Source organism: Sphingobium sp. JAI105 (genome assembly GCF_015752145.1).
GTDB lineage: Bacteria > Pseudomonadota > Alphaproteobacteria > Sphingomonadales > Sphingomonadaceae > Sphingobium > Sphingobium xenophagum.
The window spans coordinates 3,243,645-3,258,736 of record NZ_JADOUC010000001.1 but is presented as its reverse complement, the minus strand read 5'-3'; the positions used below and the strand labels follow the sequence as shown (position 1 = coordinate 3,258,736).

15 protein-coding genes are annotated in these 15,092 nt (G+C 63.0%); 14 read left to right on the top strand and 1 reads right to left on the bottom strand.

Going from position 1 to position 15,092, the window contains the following annotated elements; genetic code table 11:
* The first annotated feature begins 34 nt into the window (after positions 1–34).
* The 4 genes from IWY39_RS15815 (at position 35) to IWY39_RS15800 (ending at position 5,063) form a co-directional block, all read left to right on the top strand.
* A complete protein-coding gene (locus tag IWY39_RS15815; RefSeq protein WP_107125437.1) occupies positions 35–1,600 on the top strand; it encodes an integral membrane-like protein in 1,566 nt (521 codons plus the stop codon).
* Positions 1,597–3,126, top strand: coding sequence for a CpaF family protein (locus IWY39_RS15810; RefSeq protein WP_017181583.1), 1,530 nt, complete (start codon positions 1,597–1,599; stop codon positions 3,124–3,126). Before IWY39_RS15815 ends, IWY39_RS15810 begins: the two co-directional genes overlap by 4 nt.
* Positions 3,127–3,259: 133 nt before the next feature.
* The gene (locus IWY39_RS15805; protein ID WP_107125436.1) at positions 3,260–4,081 is read left to right on the top strand and encodes a class I SAM-dependent methyltransferase; all 822 of its coding nucleotides are present in this window, start codon (positions 3,260–3,262) and stop codon (positions 4,079–4,081) included.
* 55 nt (positions 4,082–4,136) lie between these two features.
* Positions 4,137–5,063: a DMT family transporter gene (locus tag IWY39_RS15800; protein WP_107125435.1), complete on the top strand. Its 927-nt coding sequence runs from the start codon at positions 4,137–4,139 to the stop codon at positions 5,061–5,063.
* Here the strand turns inward: IWY39_RS15800 and IWY39_RS15795 are convergent.
* Positions 5,035–5,466: an OsmC family protein gene (locus IWY39_RS15795; protein ID WP_107125434.1), complete on the bottom strand. Its 432-nt coding sequence runs from the start codon at positions 5,464–5,466 to the stop codon at positions 5,035–5,037. The two genes, IWY39_RS15800 and IWY39_RS15795, sit on opposite strands and share 29 nt — an antisense overlap.
* Positions 5,467–5,552: 86 nt before the next feature.
* Here IWY39_RS15795 and IWY39_RS15790 point away from each other — a divergent pair, with 86 nt between their 5' ends.
* From IWY39_RS15790 to IWY39_RS15745, 10 genes are all read left to right on the top strand, one after another.
* Positions 5,553–5,930 carry a PRC-barrel domain-containing protein gene (locus IWY39_RS15790; RefSeq protein WP_229380692.1) on the top strand — a complete coding sequence of 126 codons (378 nt, stop codon included), beginning with the start codon at positions 5,553–5,555 and terminating at the stop codon, positions 5,928–5,930.
* 192 nt (positions 5,931–6,122) lie between these two features.
* On the top strand, positions 6,123–6,791 hold the full coding sequence (locus tag IWY39_RS15785; RefSeq protein ID WP_107125485.1) for an RBBP9/YdeN family alpha/beta hydrolase: 669 nt from the start codon (positions 6,123–6,125) through the stop codon (positions 6,789–6,791).
* Positions 6,792–6,893: 102 nt separating this feature from the next.
* A complete protein-coding gene (locus IWY39_RS15780; protein WP_107125432.1) occupies positions 6,894–7,082 on the top strand; it encodes a YezD family protein in 189 nt (62 codons plus the stop codon).
* 156 nt (positions 7,083–7,238) lie between these two features.
* Positions 7,239–9,698: a TonB-dependent receptor gene (locus IWY39_RS15775; RefSeq protein ID WP_196871614.1), complete on the top strand. Its 2,460-nt coding sequence runs from the start codon at positions 7,239–7,241 to the stop codon at positions 9,696–9,698.
* Between the two features lie 96 nt (positions 9,699–9,794).
* Positions 9,795–10,667: a 3-methyl-2-oxobutanoate hydroxymethyltransferase gene (gene panB / locus IWY39_RS15770; RefSeq protein ID WP_019053384.1), complete on the top strand. Its 873-nt coding sequence runs from the start codon at positions 9,795–9,797 to the stop codon at positions 10,665–10,667.
* A 76-nt stretch (positions 10,668–10,743) separates the two neighbouring features.
* Positions 10,744–11,442, top strand: a complete 699-nt coding sequence (locus IWY39_RS15765; protein ID WP_026149754.1) for a tetratricopeptide repeat protein — start codon at positions 10,744–10,746, stop codon at positions 11,440–11,442.
* A gap of 14 nt (positions 11,443–11,456) precedes the next feature.
* Positions 11,457–12,806 (top strand): outer membrane protein assembly factor BamB family protein, encoded by a 1,350-nt coding sequence (locus tag IWY39_RS15760; RefSeq protein ID WP_017181593.1) that lies wholly within the window; start codon positions 11,457–11,459, stop codon positions 12,804–12,806.
* A 129-nt stretch (positions 12,807–12,935) separates the two neighbouring features.
* Positions 12,936–14,300: a ribosome biogenesis GTPase Der gene (gene der, locus IWY39_RS15755; protein WP_017181594.1), complete on the top strand. Its 1,365-nt coding sequence runs from the start codon at positions 12,936–12,938 to the stop codon at positions 14,298–14,300.
* Between the two features lie 5 nt (positions 14,301–14,305).
* A complete protein-coding gene (locus IWY39_RS15750; RefSeq protein WP_017181595.1) occupies positions 14,306–14,521 on the top strand; it encodes a sulfurtransferase TusA family protein in 216 nt (71 codons plus the stop codon).
* 90 nt (positions 14,522–14,611) lie between these two features.
* A complete protein-coding gene (locus tag IWY39_RS15745; protein WP_026149755.1) occupies positions 14,612–15,052 on the top strand; it encodes an Hpt domain-containing protein in 441 nt (146 codons plus the stop codon).
* The last annotated feature ends 40 nt before the right edge of the window (positions 15,053–15,092 follow it).

Genomic DNA, 15,092 nt, shown 5'->3' with positions numbered 1-15,092 from the left:
CGCTTCATTTACCATATTGCGCCATCACCGGCCCATGCGCGCCATCGCCTCCCTTGCCAGCCGGCACCCGGTCTGGACGCTGACCCTGTTGGGCTGCGGCCTGATGCTGCCTGCCTTGCTATGGGGACCGGGCGCGACCCACAGCCATCTCTACAATCTTATGTGGACCCGCCATTTTGGCGATCAGATCGCGGCAGGACATTTTTACGAACGCTGGCTCCCGCACAGTTTCGAAGGGCTGGGCAGCCCGACCTTCTATTTCTATCCGCCGCTCGCCTATTGGCTGTCGGGCGGGCTGAACGCGATCGGGCTGAGCGTAACACAGGCGATAAGCTGCGCTGGCCTGCTGTTGCTGATCGCATCGGGGCTGGCCATGTATGCGTGGCTGGCCGCGAGAGGAACGCGACCATTGATCGGCGCGGCTCTCTATATGGTTGCGCCCTATCATCTGTTCGACCTGTATGTGCGCGGCGCACTGGCGGAATTTGCCGGATTTGTCTGGCTACCCTTGATCGCGCTGGGCATTGGCTGGCTGCCTTCGCGGCGTGGCGTGGCGCTCCTCGCCAGCGCCTATGCCGCGCTGATCCTGACCCATTTGCCACTGGCAACGCTGACCGGCCTGTTCCTGATCGCGCCATTGATGCTCCAGCGGATCGTGCAGGACCGCGCGACGTTGCTACCGGGCCTTGTAGCCGGTCTGCTCGCCTTTGCGCTCGCCGCTTTCTATCTGCTCCCCGCCGCGACGCTTCAGGCGCACATGTCGACCGCGCTCTTATGGACTGGCAAATATCAGGCAAGCGTCTGGTCTATCTGGCGCGAGGACTTTGAACTCTTCCCCTCCATCGCGCTGGGCCTTGTTCTGCTTGCCTGGCGCGCGCGATCGCTATGGACCGCCATCACGATCGGCACAGCGCTGGCGGCGATCAACCTGATCCCGCTGCTGTGGAGCATAGACCTGCTCGACAAGGTGCAATTTCCCTGGCGGATATTGGCCATCACCGAATTTGCCGCCGTCACAGCGATCGCCGCCTGCCCGCCTCGCCGCATCATTGCGTTTGGCGCGGCTTTGGTGCTGGCCTTCCCCTTCCTGCTCACTGGCCTGATAGCCCATGCCCTGCTGCGCATGCCTGTCGACTATAACAGGATCGAACGGCACCAGCCTGACGCACCGGAATATCTGCCCGCCGGATTCGATGCTTCGCTCGTTGATCGGGTCGATCGCTGGACCGACCTTGGCCGCTTTGCCACCCTCCCGCGCGGCGACAGCATCTCCGTGACCCGCTCCGGCCCGGTGACGATGGGCCATGCGGCCTTTCCCATCTGGCGCGTGACGCGCGACGGGCAGGCCATTGCGAGCCATGGTCCGCTGATCAGCTTCGACGCGACGCCGGGCACCTACCGCATCGAGCGGGTGCGGTTGTGGCAGGAGACAGCTGGCGCGGCGGTCAGCCTGATCGCGCTAATGATACTGGCGCTGCTGGCGGGCCGCCGGTCCATTAGCCATTTGTCAAAGTTTCCATCTTATTCACCTTCCCAAGCCCTATCTGATCGGCCCTCAACCGGGCGGCTTCGATCGCGAATTACTGGCGGAGACTTATGAGCGCCTTTGGACGGAAAAATGGACCTGCTGGCATCAAGCCCGGCTTTGGCGTTGCCCGGCCGATGCAGGGAGGCGGCGCGCCCAAGGAAGAAGCGCGCGGCGGCGATCAGTTTCCCCCGCTCGACATAGCGGCCCTGCCAGGCGAAACGAGCGTCGATCCACTGGCGGCACCGACCAGCCAGATGCAGCGCAATGCCGACGCCATCCAGCGCCTGTCCGACCGCGCCAATCACGAACATGTGGCCGACGCCGGGCCGCAGGGTTTTGAAGCCAGCGTCCACAAGATCAAGGAGCAGGTACTGCCCCGCCTGCTGGAGCGTGTCGATCCGGAAGCCGCCGCAACCCTGACCAAGGATGAACTGGCCGAGGAATTCCGCCCGATCATCATGGAAGTGCTGGCGGAACTGAAGCTGACCCTCAACCGGCGCGAACAGTTCGCGCTGGAAAAGGTGCTGGTCGATGAACTGCTGGGCCTTGGCCCGCTTGAAGAATTGCTGTCCGACCCGGACGTGACCGACATCATGGTCAACGGTCCGGACCAGACCTATATCGAAAAGAAGGGCAAGCTCCAGATCGCGCCGATCAAGTTCCGGGACGAGGAACATCTGTTCCAGATCGCGCAGCGGATCGTCAGCAAGGTCGGCCGCCGCGTCGACCAGACCACGCCACTGGCCGACGCCCGCCTGCCCGATGGCAGCCGCGTCAACGTGATCGTGCCGCCGCTGTCGCTGCGTGGCACCGCCATCTCGATTCGTAAATTCTCTGCCAAGCCGATCACCATCGACATGCTCGCCCAATGGGGCGCCATGAGCCCCAAGATGGCGACCGCGCTCAAGATTGCAGGCGCATGCCGCTTCAACATCGTCATTTCGGGCGGTACCGGTTCGGGCAAGACGACGATGCTCAATGCCCTGTCGAAAATGATCGATCCGGGCGAACGTGTGCTCACGATCGAGGACGCGGCCGAATTGCGGCTGCAACAGCCGCACTGGTTGCCGCTGGAAACCCGCCCGGCCAATCTGGAAGGCAATGGCGCCATCACCATCGGCGATCTGGTCAAGAACGCCCTGCGTATGCGCCCGGACCGCATCATCCTGGGCGAAATTCGTGGCGCGGAATGTTTCGACCTGCTCGCCGCGATGAACACGGGCCATGACGGCTCCATGTGTACGCTTCACGCCAACTCGCCCCGCGAATGTCTGGGCCGTATGGAAAATATGATCCTGATGGGGGACATCAAAATCCCCAAGGAAGCCATTTCCAAGCAGATCGCCGACTCGGTGGATCTGATCATCCAGGTCAAGCGCCTGCGTGACGGTTCGCGCCGCATCACCAACGTGACCGAAGTGATCGGCATGGAAGGCGAAGTCATCGTGACGCAGGAACTGTTCAAGTTCGAATATCATGATGAGGATGACAGCGGAAAGATCGTCGGCGAATATCGGTCGATGGGCCTGCGTCCCTACACGCTGGACAAGGCGCGGATGTTCGGTTTCGACCAGCCTTTCCTGGAAGCCTGCCTGTAAGCGCTGGCTGAGAGAAACGGCGAAGCTGTTTCATGACGAATCGTGGCTGGCGGGGATTTCCCCTCCAGCCCCCTTGCATCGCTTCGCCGCGACCGGCACACCCTCCTCCTGACTTTTCAAGAGAGGACTGCCGATGAACCGTCTCGCCCGTGCCGGACTGCTGCTGACCGGCCTTGCCCTGCCTGCCCTGCCCCTGCTCGCCCAGCATAGCGGGCATGGCGATCATGCCGCGTCCAAGGCGGCTGACCCGATCGCCGCCGCCATCGCGGCGCCCAGCCGCACGCCAGCCAATGTCGCGCGCGACAAATATCGCCACCCGGCCGAAACGCTGGCCTTTTTCGGCGTGACGCCGACCCAGACAGTGGTCGAATATGCGCCCAGCGGTGGCTGGTACACCGAAATATTGGCGCCGCTGCTGCACGATCAGGGCAAATTCTATGCCCTGCAACCAACGGGGCGTTATCTGGACGGTTACAAAACCTTCCTGGCCGCCAAGCCGACCGTCTATGACAAGGTCACGGTTGTCCCCTTCCCCGACGAAAGCTCCACGATCCCCGCCAACAGCGTGGACACCGTCCTCACCTTCCGCAACGTCCATAACATGGTGATGGGCGGCACGGAGGCGGCGACCTTCGCGGCGTTCTTCGCGATGCTCAAGCCGGGCGGTACGCTGGGCGTGGTCGATCATCGCATGCCCGAAGGACGCGACAGCGCGCTGGAAAAGACCAGCGGTTATCTCAAGCTTTCCACGATCCGCCGCATCGCGGAAGCCGCCGGCTTCACCTATGCCGGCGCGACGGAGGTGAACGCCAATCCCAAGGATACGGCGGATTGGGCCAAGGGCGTATGGACCCTGCCCCCGACGTTGAGCCAGAAGGATGTCGACCGCGACAAATATCTGGCCATCGGCGAAAGCGATCGCATGACGCTGAAATTCGTCAAACCGATGCAATAGGATTTTGCCGTCCCTTCCCGGTTGCGCGATGGCGCAACCGGGCTAAGGCGGAGCGGTGACGCCTGCCCCGCCCCATTCCCGACCGCATCGACCGCTATTCGCCATCGGACTTCGACTGTCTGCTGTCATCTGCCTGTCCGTCATGTTCGTGACGGTGCGGGTGGTAGATGGACGGGGCGTCCATGTCGTCGAATCGCTCTTCTATCGCCAGGCGCTGGCCCTTCCCTTCGTGCTGAGCTGGGTGGCGATGGCCGACGGGTTGCGCAGCGTCCACACCCGGCGCATCGGCGTCCATGCCAGCCGCATGCTGCTGGGCCTGACCGGCATGCTGCTCAACTTCCTGTCCTACATCCTGCTGCTGCCCGCCGAAGCCGCGACAATCGGGTTCACCATGCCGATTTTCGGCACGATCCTGTCGGCGCTGATCCTGCGGGAGGCAACGGGCATCCATCGCTGGGCTGCGGTGCTGATCGGCTTTGTCGGCGTGCTGGTGATGGTACGGCCCGATGCCGCCCATTTCCCGCTACAGGGCGTCGCGGTCGCCATTGCCGCCGCATTCGTGACCGCCAGCGTCAGCCTGGTGCTGCGCGAACTGGGGCGTACCGAAAGCGCTGGCGTGGTCGTATTCTGGTTCACCACACTGTCGATGATCCCGCTGGGCATCGCCATGCCCTTTTTTGCGCAGATGCATGATCCGGTCACCTGGGGCCTGTTGCTATTGATCGGCCTGTTTGGCGGCATCGCGCAGATTTGCCTCACTGCGGCGCTGCGCTGGGGTCCGGTGTCGGTCGTGCTGCCGATGGATTACAGCGCGATCATCTGGACGACGCTGCTGGGTCTGGCAATCGGCGCGCCATGGCCGCTGGCGACGACCTGGATCGGGGCAAGCCTGATCATTGCCAGCGGCCTCTATATCGCCTGGCGCGAACATGTCCGCGGCAAGGCGGAACGGGTCAGGACAGCAGCTCTGCCTCCAGACTGATGTCGGCCTTCAGCAATTTGGAAATCGGGCAATTGGCCTTGGCCTTTGCCGCCAGATCCTGAAATGTCGACTCGTCGACATCGGGGATGCTGGCCTTCAGCGTCAGATGGCTGGCGGTGACGGCAAAGCCATCTTCCTGCTTTTCCAGCGTGACGACGGCATTGGTTTCCATCTTGCTGGCGGTAAATCCCTCTTCCCCCAGGATCAGCGACAGGGCCATGGTGAAGCAGGAGGCATGGGCGGCGGCGATCAATTCTTCCGGGTTGCTGCCCGGCACCCCTTCAAAACGGGTCGCAAAGCCATAGGGATAGGCGTCCAGCGCGCCGCTCTGGGTCGATATCGCGCCCTTGCCGTCCTTAAGCCCGCCGCTCCACACCGCTGAACCGCTGCGATTGATCTTCATGCTTCTATCTCCTGCTAATCGACAAGGAACCCCCGGCGTCGCTCGTGGTTGCATAGATATAACCCCACTGATGCAGGAGAATGACAATGTCTGAAACGACAATGATCAATCATGCGGCCAATCATGGCGAACTGATTGCGTCCGACCGGGTGGAGGGTACCGCCGTCTATAACCGGCAGGGCGAAAAGCTCGGCAAAATCTCCAACTTCATGGTCGACAAGATGTCGGGGCAGGTCCGTTATGCGGTGCTGTCCTTCGGCGGCTTTCTGGGGATCGGGAATGACCATTATCCCCTGCCCTGGTCGATGCTGAACTATGACACCGAACAGGGCGGCTATGTCGTCGACCTGGACAGCAAGTTGCTGGAGCAGGCCCCGCATTACATGGCCGATCAACGGCCCGACTATGACGAAGGCTATGGCCGCAACGTATATCAATATTATGGCCTGATCTACCCCTGGTAAAATGGTGCTGACGGACGGGCGCAGCCGCAAGGCCGCTCCTGTCCGCCGCCACGTTTCCCGCTTCTTCGCCTCCCTTCCCGCCTGCGCCATTCCAATTGCCCGGATTCTGCCACATTCCGTCGTTGACCAATTGTCTATCGAAATAGTAGAATTACGGTCATGGCCTGGATAGACAGGATTGAGGACCAGATCATGGAGCGATTCGGATTTTCGGGAGACACGCGCCAACCGCTCGTGCTGACCATTCCCGGCCTGAACAATAGCGGGCCGGACCACTGGCAAAGCCTGTGGGAAGAAACGCGCGGCGATTGTGAGCGGGTGGATCTTGGCAGTTGGGCCAGCCCCAATCGCAATGCCTGGGTCACCCGGCTGGACGCGGCGATCCGCGCCGCCAACGGCCCCGTCATATTGGCGGCGCACAGCCTGGGCTGCATGGCGGTCGCATGGTGGGGCGCCTTGCAGAGCCAGGCCTATGGCTGGCCGGTGACCGGCGCGCTGCTGGTTGCCCCGCCCGATTGCGACCGGATGGAAACGCCCGAAATGATCGGCGGCTTTGGCCCCACGCCACGCGCGCCCTTGCCCTTCCCCTCCATATTGGTGGCCAGTCGGGACGATCCTTATATTTTCTTCGAGCGCGCCCATAGCATCGGCAAATATTGGGGCAGCGAATTTGTGGATGCTGGCCATGCCGGCCATATCAACGCGGCTTCCGGCCTTGGCGATTGGCGCTTCGGGCAAGGACTGCTCGAAAGGTTGATCGACAATGCGCGGGAACAGGCGTCCGCCATGCGTCAGTCCCGCCCGGCCATGCCACTTGCGCGGCAGCCGCTGATCGCTGCCAGTGCGCGCGCCCACCGATGATCCTTGGCTCCGGCAGGGAGCGACAAAGAGAAAGTTGCGCGCCATCTATATTTGCTTTTTGTCTATCATTTTAGTTGATATATAGCGCGGAACGGAGGCCACATGAAAGACACCTTACCAACTGACTTGCGCAACGGCCGTACCGAAATCCAGCGCTCCGACATCATGGTCAGCATCGACAAGGTGCGCGCCGTGCTGACGGGCCTGAAGTTCGGATCGATCACGCTGACCGTCCATGACGCCCGCGTGGTCCAGATCGACGTTACGGAAAAGACGCGCCTGACCAACTGAACATATAGGAGGCGCAAGAGCGACCGGGTCATCACGGCCCGTGCGGCAAGGGGGTGAGCCGCATGATCCAGCATCACCCCGACATTACAGGCTTTGACCGGACCACCGGAAACGCCGCGATCGACAACCACCGGACCGCCGGAAAAGAGGACCAATATGATTGCGCGTTTTCTGTTGCTTGCCAGCGTGGCAAGCGCTTCCTTCATCACGCCTGCCGCCCATGCGCAGGACGCCACGCCGCAGCCGGTCGATCCGGCCGCGGAAACGCAGAACCCGCGCGGCGACGTCATCGTCGTGACCGCCCGCCGCCGTCAGGAAACGGCGCAGCAAGTACCGTTGGCCATTTCCGTGGTCCGTGGCGACAGCATCGAAGCCACCGGCAACTTCAACATCGTAAAGCTGCAACAGCTCGCGCCGACTTTGCAGGTCTATACCACCAACCCGCGCAACACCTCGGTCAACATTCGTGGCCTTGGCGTGCCGTTCGGCCTGACCAGCGACGGCTTTGAACAGGGCGTCGGCATCTATGTCGACGATGTCTATAACAGCCGCGTTGCCGCTGCGACCTTCGACTTTCTCGACGTCGCGCAGGTCGAAGTGCTGCGCGGGCCGCAGGGCACGCTCTACGGCAAGAACACCACGGCAGGCGCGATCAACATCACGACCAACCAGCCGACCTTCGATTTCAAAGGCCGCGCCGAACTGACCGTCGGCAATCTCAACCTCAAACAGGCAAAGGCCGCTGTTTCCGGCCCGCTGTCAGACACGGTCGCCGTGCGCATCGCCATGGCGTCGACCAGCCGACGCGGCACGCTCTACAATGTGACAAGCCAGCGCTGGATCAACGAACAGGACAATCTGGGCCTCCGCGGGCAATTGCTGTTCAAGCCGAGCGAGGATTTCAGCATCACCCTGTCGGGCGACTACAGCCGCCAGAACCCCGAATGCTGCGGCACGACCTTCGTGCGCGTCGGTCGCACCCAGCGCCCGCTTAACCGCCAATATGACGCGCTGGCGGCGGCGCAAAATTATGTCGTCCCCAGTCGCAATCCCTATGACCGGCTGACCGACCTCGATTCCAACCTGAACGCTGGCAACAAGATTGGCGGCGTGTCGGCCAAGATCAAATGGGATGTCGGCCCCGGCACGCTGACGTCGGTTACCGCCTGGCGCTTCTGGGACTGGAAGCCGGAAAATGACCGCGACTTTACCGGCCTGCCGATCGTTTCCCGATCGCAAAACCCCTCTCAGCAGGACCAGTATAGCCAGGAATTCCGCTATAATTACGAAAGCCAGAATGTCGATTTCGTTGTCGGCCTGTTCGGCTTCAAGCAGCGCGTCGACACCCAGGGGACGGAGCAACAGGGCAGCGCCGCCGCGCAATGGAGCCTTGCCCCTTCATCCGATCCGGCCAACCCCGCCAATAACCCCGCGACACTCGCTGGCCTGACCGCCAGCAACACCCAGTGGCTCAAGGCGGACAGCGCGGCGCTGTTCGGGCAACTGAGCTGGAAGGTGACCGACGCGCTGACGATCCAGCCGGGCCTGCGCCTCAACTATGACAAGAAATCAGGCTTCTATCAGCGCATCGTTACCAATGCGCAGGGTCAGGCCATCAGCTGCACCGCCGTCGCCGATCCGGGGACGATCAAGGGAACCTCACAGCAATGCGGCGTCTATCAGCCGCAGGTCAGCGCGCCGTCCGACAGCGCCTGGAATTTCACCTACGACTTCAACATCAATTATAAGATCGCCCGCGACGTGCTGGCCTATGCGACCTATGCCAAGAGCTTCAAGACGCTGGGGATCAACCAGAACGGCCTGCCGCTCAACGCCGACAACACGGTCAACTATGACGCCAGCACGGTGAAGCCGGAATCGGTCAACCATTTTGAAATCGGCCTCAAGACGCAGTTCCTTGACCGGCGGGCGACCTTCAACCTTTCCGCCTTCCGCACCGACATCAGGAATTTCCAGGCAACGGTGAATGGCGGCCAGTTCGGCACGGTGCGCGGCTATCTGGCCAATGCGGGCAAGGTCCGGTCGCAGGGGATCGAGGCGGACTTCAAGATCGTCGCCAGCGATCGCTTCACCGCCTATGCCAATGGCGCCTATACCGACGCCAAATATAAGAAGTTCGTGGATGCGCCCTGCCCGCCCGAACTGTCGGGCGGCACGTTCCAGGCGGCCAATGCGACGCCGGACTATTCGCAACCCGGCGTGCCGGGCGCACTCAGCCCGCGCCAGTGCGACATTTCCGGCGCCGATCTGCCCGGCGTATCCAAATGGGCCTTCTCCTATGGTGCGGAGATCAACCAGCCGGTGACGCTGCTGGCGAAAGAGGGCCAAGTCTATTTGGGCGTGGACGGCAATTACCGTTCGCACTGGAACAGCAACGCCTCGCCATCGATCTACACCAATGTGAAGGGCTATGCGCTGACCAATGTCCGCGCCGGGTTCCGGGGCGATGGGTTCGACGTGTTCGGCTGGGTCCGCAATGCGCTGGGTGTCGATTATATCGAAACGCTTCAGGTCGCCCCCGGCAACACCGGCCTGATCGCTGGCCAGCCCGGCGACCCCCGGACCTGGGGCGGCACGATCAAATTTTCCTTCTGATCCCTCTCACCCCCGGTGGGCGGAGCGGCACGACCATGCCACTCCGCCCATTGCTGGCCATTTGCGCCGCGGGACTGGCTGGGCTAGAGCCTGCCCATGTCCACGACCTTCACCCTCGACACCTCGACCAGCCGCGCCAATCCCACGCCCGCGCCAATGAAGCGCCTGACCGTGCCCGCCATCCAGCGGCGCAAGTTTGAGGGGAAAACGACCGAGCCGCTGGTGATGCTGACCGCCTACACCGCGCGGCAGGCCCAATTGCTCGATCCGCATTGCGACATGCTGCTGGTCGGCGATTCGCTTGGGCAGGTGATTTACGGCCTGCCCTCCACCCTTGCCGTCACGCTCGACATGATGTGCGCGCATGGTGCGGCGGTGGTGCGCGGCAGCTATCATAGCGTCGTCATCGTCGACATGCCGTTCGGCAGCTATGAAGCCTCACCGCAACAGGCCTTTGCCAGCGCCAGCCGCATCATGGCGGAAACCGGCGCAGCGGCGGTGAAGCTGGAAGGCGGGCAGGTGATGGCCGAAACCATCTCTTTTTTGAGCCAGCGCGGTATCCCGGTCATGGCCCATGTCGGCCTGACCCCGCAGGCGGTTAACGCACTGGGCGGCTATGGCGCGCGCGGCAAGAGCCAGGAAGAACATGCCAAGATCATGGCCGACGCCCGCGCCGTCGCGCAGGCGGGCGCCTTCGCGCTGGTGCTGGAAGGCGTGATGGAGGAACTGGCCGTCGCCATCACCGACAGCGTCGATGTGCCCGTCATCGGCATTGGCGCATCGGCCCATTGCGATGGGCAGGTGCTGGTGACCGAAGATATGCTGGGCATGTTCGAACGGGTGCCGCGCTTCGTCAAACGCTTCGACAATATCGCCGAAACGATCGCCAGCGCGGCGGAGCGTTACGCCCATGACGTGCGGGCGCGCAGCTTTCCGACCGAAGAACAGGTCTATCGCCCTAAAAAGTGATTTGCCTGTGGCATAAGCGCCGCTATTGATCGCGCCTTCTGCCCATCTGTTTCTGATCCATGTCCCGGAGAATAAAGTGGCCCTGACGCCGCAAAATAGCGAAGCCTTCATGCGCGAGGTCGATGAAGCCGTCCGTCAGGACCAGCTTTTGACAGTGTGGCAGCGCTACGGGCGCTGGATATTGGTCGCGGTCGTGGCCGGGCTGGCGGCCTTTGGCGGCTGGCTCTACTGGCAGCATCACAGCAAGACCGAGGCGGAAGCCGTGTCGGAACAGATGGACGCCGTGCTGGCGACCGCAACCGGCGGCGGCACCCCTGACGCCAAGCAACTGGACGCGCTGACGAAGGCCAGCCAGCCGGGCTATCGCGCGTCGGCACTGCTGGTGCAGGCGGGGACGGCGTCGCGCAAGGGCGATACCAAGGGCGCGATCGCGCTCTATGGCGCGATGGTCGCCGATACGGGGCTGGACCAGCCCTATCGCGATGTGGCGCTGATCCGCCAGACCGCGCTGGAATTTGACAGCCTGAAGCCGCAGCAGATCGTCGATCGGCTGAAACCGCTGGCGGTCGAGGGCGCGCCCTGGTTCGGCAGCGCGGGGGAACTGGTCGCCATCGCCTATATGAAGATGGGCAAGAATGACCTCGCCGGGCCGCTGTTCGCCGGAATCGCCAAGGACGCCAACGTCCCCCAGTCGATCCGTTCACGCGCGCGACAGATGGCGGGACTATTGGGGATCGACGCGGTGGAATCGCCCGCTGATCCGGCACAGGGATGAATGAGCGCATGGGAATGGACAGCATGAAGACAAAGGCGCCCATCGGCCGCGCTGTGACGCTCACCCTCATGATCGCGCTGCTGGCCGGCTGCGGCATTGTCGGCGGCAAGAAGGGCGGCCCCAAGACCCCGGTGCTGGGCAACCGCGTGTCCATCCTGAACAATGAACAGGGTATCGAGGTCGAACCGGCTCTGGCCGACGTGCCCGTCGCCCTGCCCGCCCCTTATGTCAACGATCAATGGGCGCAGCCGGGCGGCGATCCGTCCAAGGCGATGGGCAATGTCGCGCTCGGCGCATCGCCGACGCAGGTGTGGAGCGCTTCGATCGAGGGCAGTTCGCCACAGGCGCGCCTCGCCGCATCGCCGGTCGTGTCGGGCGGCAAGCTGTTCGTCACTGACGCAGGCGCCCATGTCATCGCCTTCGATGCGGCCAATGGCAGCAAATTGTGGCAGACCAGCCTGCCTGCCGAGGGCAAGGGCAATGGCCGTTCGCTCTTCGGCGGCGGCGTCAGCGTCCTGGGCGACCGGGTGTTCGCCAGCACCGGCCTTGGCGACGTATTCGCGCTCAACGTCGCCGATGGCGCGATCATCTGGAAAAAGCATCTGTCCGGGCCGCTGCGCGGCGCGCCGACGCTGGAAAATGGCCATGTCTATGTGATGGGTCAGGACAACCAGATTTTCGCGCTCAACCAGTCCGACGGTGAAACCCAGTGGACCGACAGCGGCACGTTGCAGGTGACCGGCGTGTTCGGCGTTGCCGCGCCCGCCGCGGCGCAGGGCACGGTGATCGCAGGCTATAGTTCGGGCGAACTGACCGCCTATCGATATGAAAATGGCCGGACGCTGTGGGGCGACGCGCTCTCGCGCACCAGCATTTCCACCGCCGTCGCGACGCTGACCGACATCGATGCTGATCCCGTGATCGACCGGGGCCGGGTGTTCGCGATCGGTCAGGGCGGCCGCATGGCCTCCTATGAACTGACCAGCGGCCAGCGCCTGTGGGAAATCAACATTGCGGGCATCTCCACCCCTTCGGTCGTCGGCGAATGGGTGTTCGTCGTCACCAGCGACGCCCGCCTGCTCTGCGTCGCGCGCGCCACCGGCAAGATTCGCTGGGTCAGCCAGCTGCGCCGCTGGCAGAAGGAAAAGAAGAAGGACAAGGCGATCCGCTGGACCGGCCCCGTTCTGGCGGGCAATCGGCTGATCGTCGTGTCGACGCGCGGCCAGATGGTCTATGTCGATCCCACCAATGGCAGCGTGCAAGCCGATGTGGACATGAATCGCTCCATGTCGCTCCCGCCCATCGTCGCCAACAATATGCTTTATGTGCTTGCCGATGATGGAAAGTTGACGGCACTCCGCTAAGAGCAACAAACATGCTAAGCCCGCTCCCGCGAAGGCGGGAGTCCAGTTCCCCGATACGGACTGGGCTCCCGCCTTCGCGGGAGCGCGGCGTTTGTCGATTTTGAATTTTTCGGAAGGATACGGGCCTCCATGCTGCCCACAGTAGCCATTGTCGGGCGTCCCAATGTGGGCAAGTCCACCCTCTTCAACCGCCTGGTCGGCAAGAAGCTGGCGCTGGTCGACGACCAGCCCGGCGTCACCCGCGACCGGCGGGAGGGCGAGGCGCATCTGCTTGGCCTGGATTTCATCATCGTCGATACCGCAGGCTATGAGGATGAGGACGCCAACAGCCTGCCCGGCCGCATGCGGATGCAGACCGAAGCGGCGGTCGACAATTGCGACCTTGCCCTGTTCATGATCGACGCGCGCGCGGGCATCACCCCGCTGGACGAGGAAATCGCCCGCTGGCTGCGCGCCAATGACGTGCCGGTCGTGCTGGTTGCCAACAAGGCGGAGGGCAAAGCCGCCGACGACGGTGTGATGGAATCCTTCAGCCTGGGCCTTGGCGAACCCATCCCCTTTTCCGCCGAACATGGTCAGGGCCTGGCCGATCTGTTCCAGGCGCTGCTCCCGCATCTGGAGCGGGAAGAATTTGAATCCGAAGACAAGACTTTTTACGAGGATGAGGAGAGCGCGCCGCTCAAGCTCGCCATCGTCGGCCGTCCCAATGCGGGCAAATCCACGCTGATCAACCGGCTGCTGGGCGAAAACCGGCTGCTGACCGGCCCGGAAGCGGGCATCACCCGCGACAGCATCGCCGTCGACTGGATGTGGGTCGATGACGAGGGGCTGGAGCGCCCCGTCCGCCTGATCGACACGGCCGGCATGCGCAAACATGCCAAGGTGCAGGACAAGCTGGAAAAGCTGGCCGTGACCGACGGGCTGAACGCTGTAAATTTCGCCGAAGTCGTCGTGCTGCTGCTGGATTCGACGCGCGGGCTGGAGGCGCAGGATCTGCGCATCGCCGACAAGGTGCTGGAGGAAGGGCGCGCGCTCGTCGTCGCGCTCAACAAATGGGATACGGTCGAACATGGATCGGCCCTGTATCAGGGCATCAAGCAGGCGCTGTTCGACGGGTTGGCGCAGGTGCGCGGCGTGCCGATCATGACCGTGTCGGCCGCGACCGGCAAGGGACTGGACGATCTGATCCGCGTCGCCTTCGAAACCCGCTCCACTTGGTCGAAGCGCGTGTCCACCGGCGTCCTCAACCGCTGGTTCGAAAGCGCGCTGGAGGCCAATCCCCCGCCAGCGCCCGGCGGCAAGCGGATCAAGCTGCGCTACATCACCCAGGCCAAGACGCGCCCGCCCGGCTTCATCCTGTTCGGCACCCGGCTCGATGATCTGCCCGAAAGCTATCGTCGCTATCTGGTCAACGGCATCCGCAAGGAACTGGGCTTTGGCGCGGTGCCGGTGCGGCTGACGCTGCGCAGCGCCAAAAATCCCTTCGGCAAATAGGCGCGATGGCCGACCCGGTCATCGTCAATGCACGCGGCATGAAATGCCCCTGGCCCGCCTTGCGTGCGGCACGGGCCATGCGCGATGCGCCCGCCATCAGGATCGAAGCGGATGATCCGATTGCCGGGCGCGAACTGGAAGCGCTTGCCCGGCAAAATGGCTGGCTTTTCGCGGTCCTCGACACGCACCAATATGCGTTGTCGCGCATGGCTCCGGATTGACGCAAACAATCGGTTGCTGCCCGCCACGCTTTAACGCTCTATTTACGCGCGCCACTTATTTTCCCGTTCGTAGAACAAGGAGTGGCACGGGTGCCTCATCAAGACGCCGACCTCGTCAATTGGAGCGATTTTGCACGAACCCGCGGTGAGCTGGGTGCGGCATTTCTGCGCATCCTTGGCTATTTCCGTGAAGATGGCGCCAAATCCATCAGCGCGGTCGAGGATGCCTTTCGTGCCCGCAACGCCGCTGCGCTGGTAACGCCGGCCCATACGCTCAAGGGCGAATCGGCCCAGTTCGGCGCTTATCGGCTGAGCGCCATGGCCGAAGAAATCGAGATGGTCGCCCGCCGATGCGTGGAAACCCGCGAAGGCCCGGACGAACTGATCGAAACCGTCGTGGCGCTGCGTCCCTGCTTTACCGAAACGATGGCGCTGCTCGACCGGGACGCAAATCCGCTGGTTGCCCGCCGCCCCGTGACATTTGGCCGCCGCGCAGACACCCCGCCACAGGGATTTGGTCGCGCCGTCTGATTTCCCGTATTGAAATAAAACTCATCATGCCCCCATATAG

Excerpts from the sequence above, each read along its gene's own strand:
- IWY39_RS15815 (WP_107125437.1), top strand. The coding sequence starts at position 35 with ATGCGCGCCATCGCCTCCCTTGCCAGCCGGCACCCGGTCTGGACGCTG.
- IWY39_RS15810 (WP_017181583.1), top strand. The coding sequence starts at position 1,597 with ATGAGCGCCTTTGGACGGAAAAATGGACCTGCTGGCATCAAGCCCGGC.
- IWY39_RS15805 (WP_107125436.1), top strand. The coding sequence starts at position 3,260 with ATGAACCGTCTCGCCCGTGCCGGACTGCTGCTGACCGGCCTTGCCCTG.
- IWY39_RS15795 (WP_107125434.1), bottom strand. The coding sequence starts at position 5,466 with ATGAAGATCAATCGCAGCGGTTCAGCGGTGTGGAGCGGCGGGCTTAAG.
- IWY39_RS15790 (WP_229380692.1), top strand. The coding sequence starts at position 5,553 with ATGTCTGAAACGACAATGATCAATCATGCGGCCAATCATGGCGAACTG.
- IWY39_RS15785 (WP_107125485.1), top strand. The coding sequence starts at position 6,123 with ATGGAGCGATTCGGATTTTCGGGAGACACGCGCCAACCGCTCGTGCTG.
- IWY39_RS15780 (WP_107125432.1), top strand. The coding sequence starts at position 6,894 with ATGAAAGACACCTTACCAACTGACTTGCGCAACGGCCGTACCGAAATC.
- IWY39_RS15775 (WP_196871614.1), top strand. The coding sequence starts at position 7,239 with ATGATTGCGCGTTTTCTGTTGCTTGCCAGCGTGGCAAGCGCTTCCTTC.
- panB (WP_019053384.1), top strand. The coding sequence starts at position 9,795 with ATGTCCACGACCTTCACCCTCGACACCTCGACCAGCCGCGCCAATCCC.
- IWY39_RS15760 (WP_017181593.1), top strand. The coding sequence starts at position 11,457 with ATGGACAGCATGAAGACAAAGGCGCCCATCGGCCGCGCTGTGACGCTC.
- der (WP_017181594.1), top strand. The coding sequence starts at position 12,936 with ATGCTGCCCACAGTAGCCATTGTCGGGCGTCCCAATGTGGGCAAGTCC.
- IWY39_RS15750 (WP_017181595.1), top strand. The coding sequence starts at position 14,306 with ATGGCCGACCCGGTCATCGTCAATGCACGCGGCATGAAATGCCCCTGG.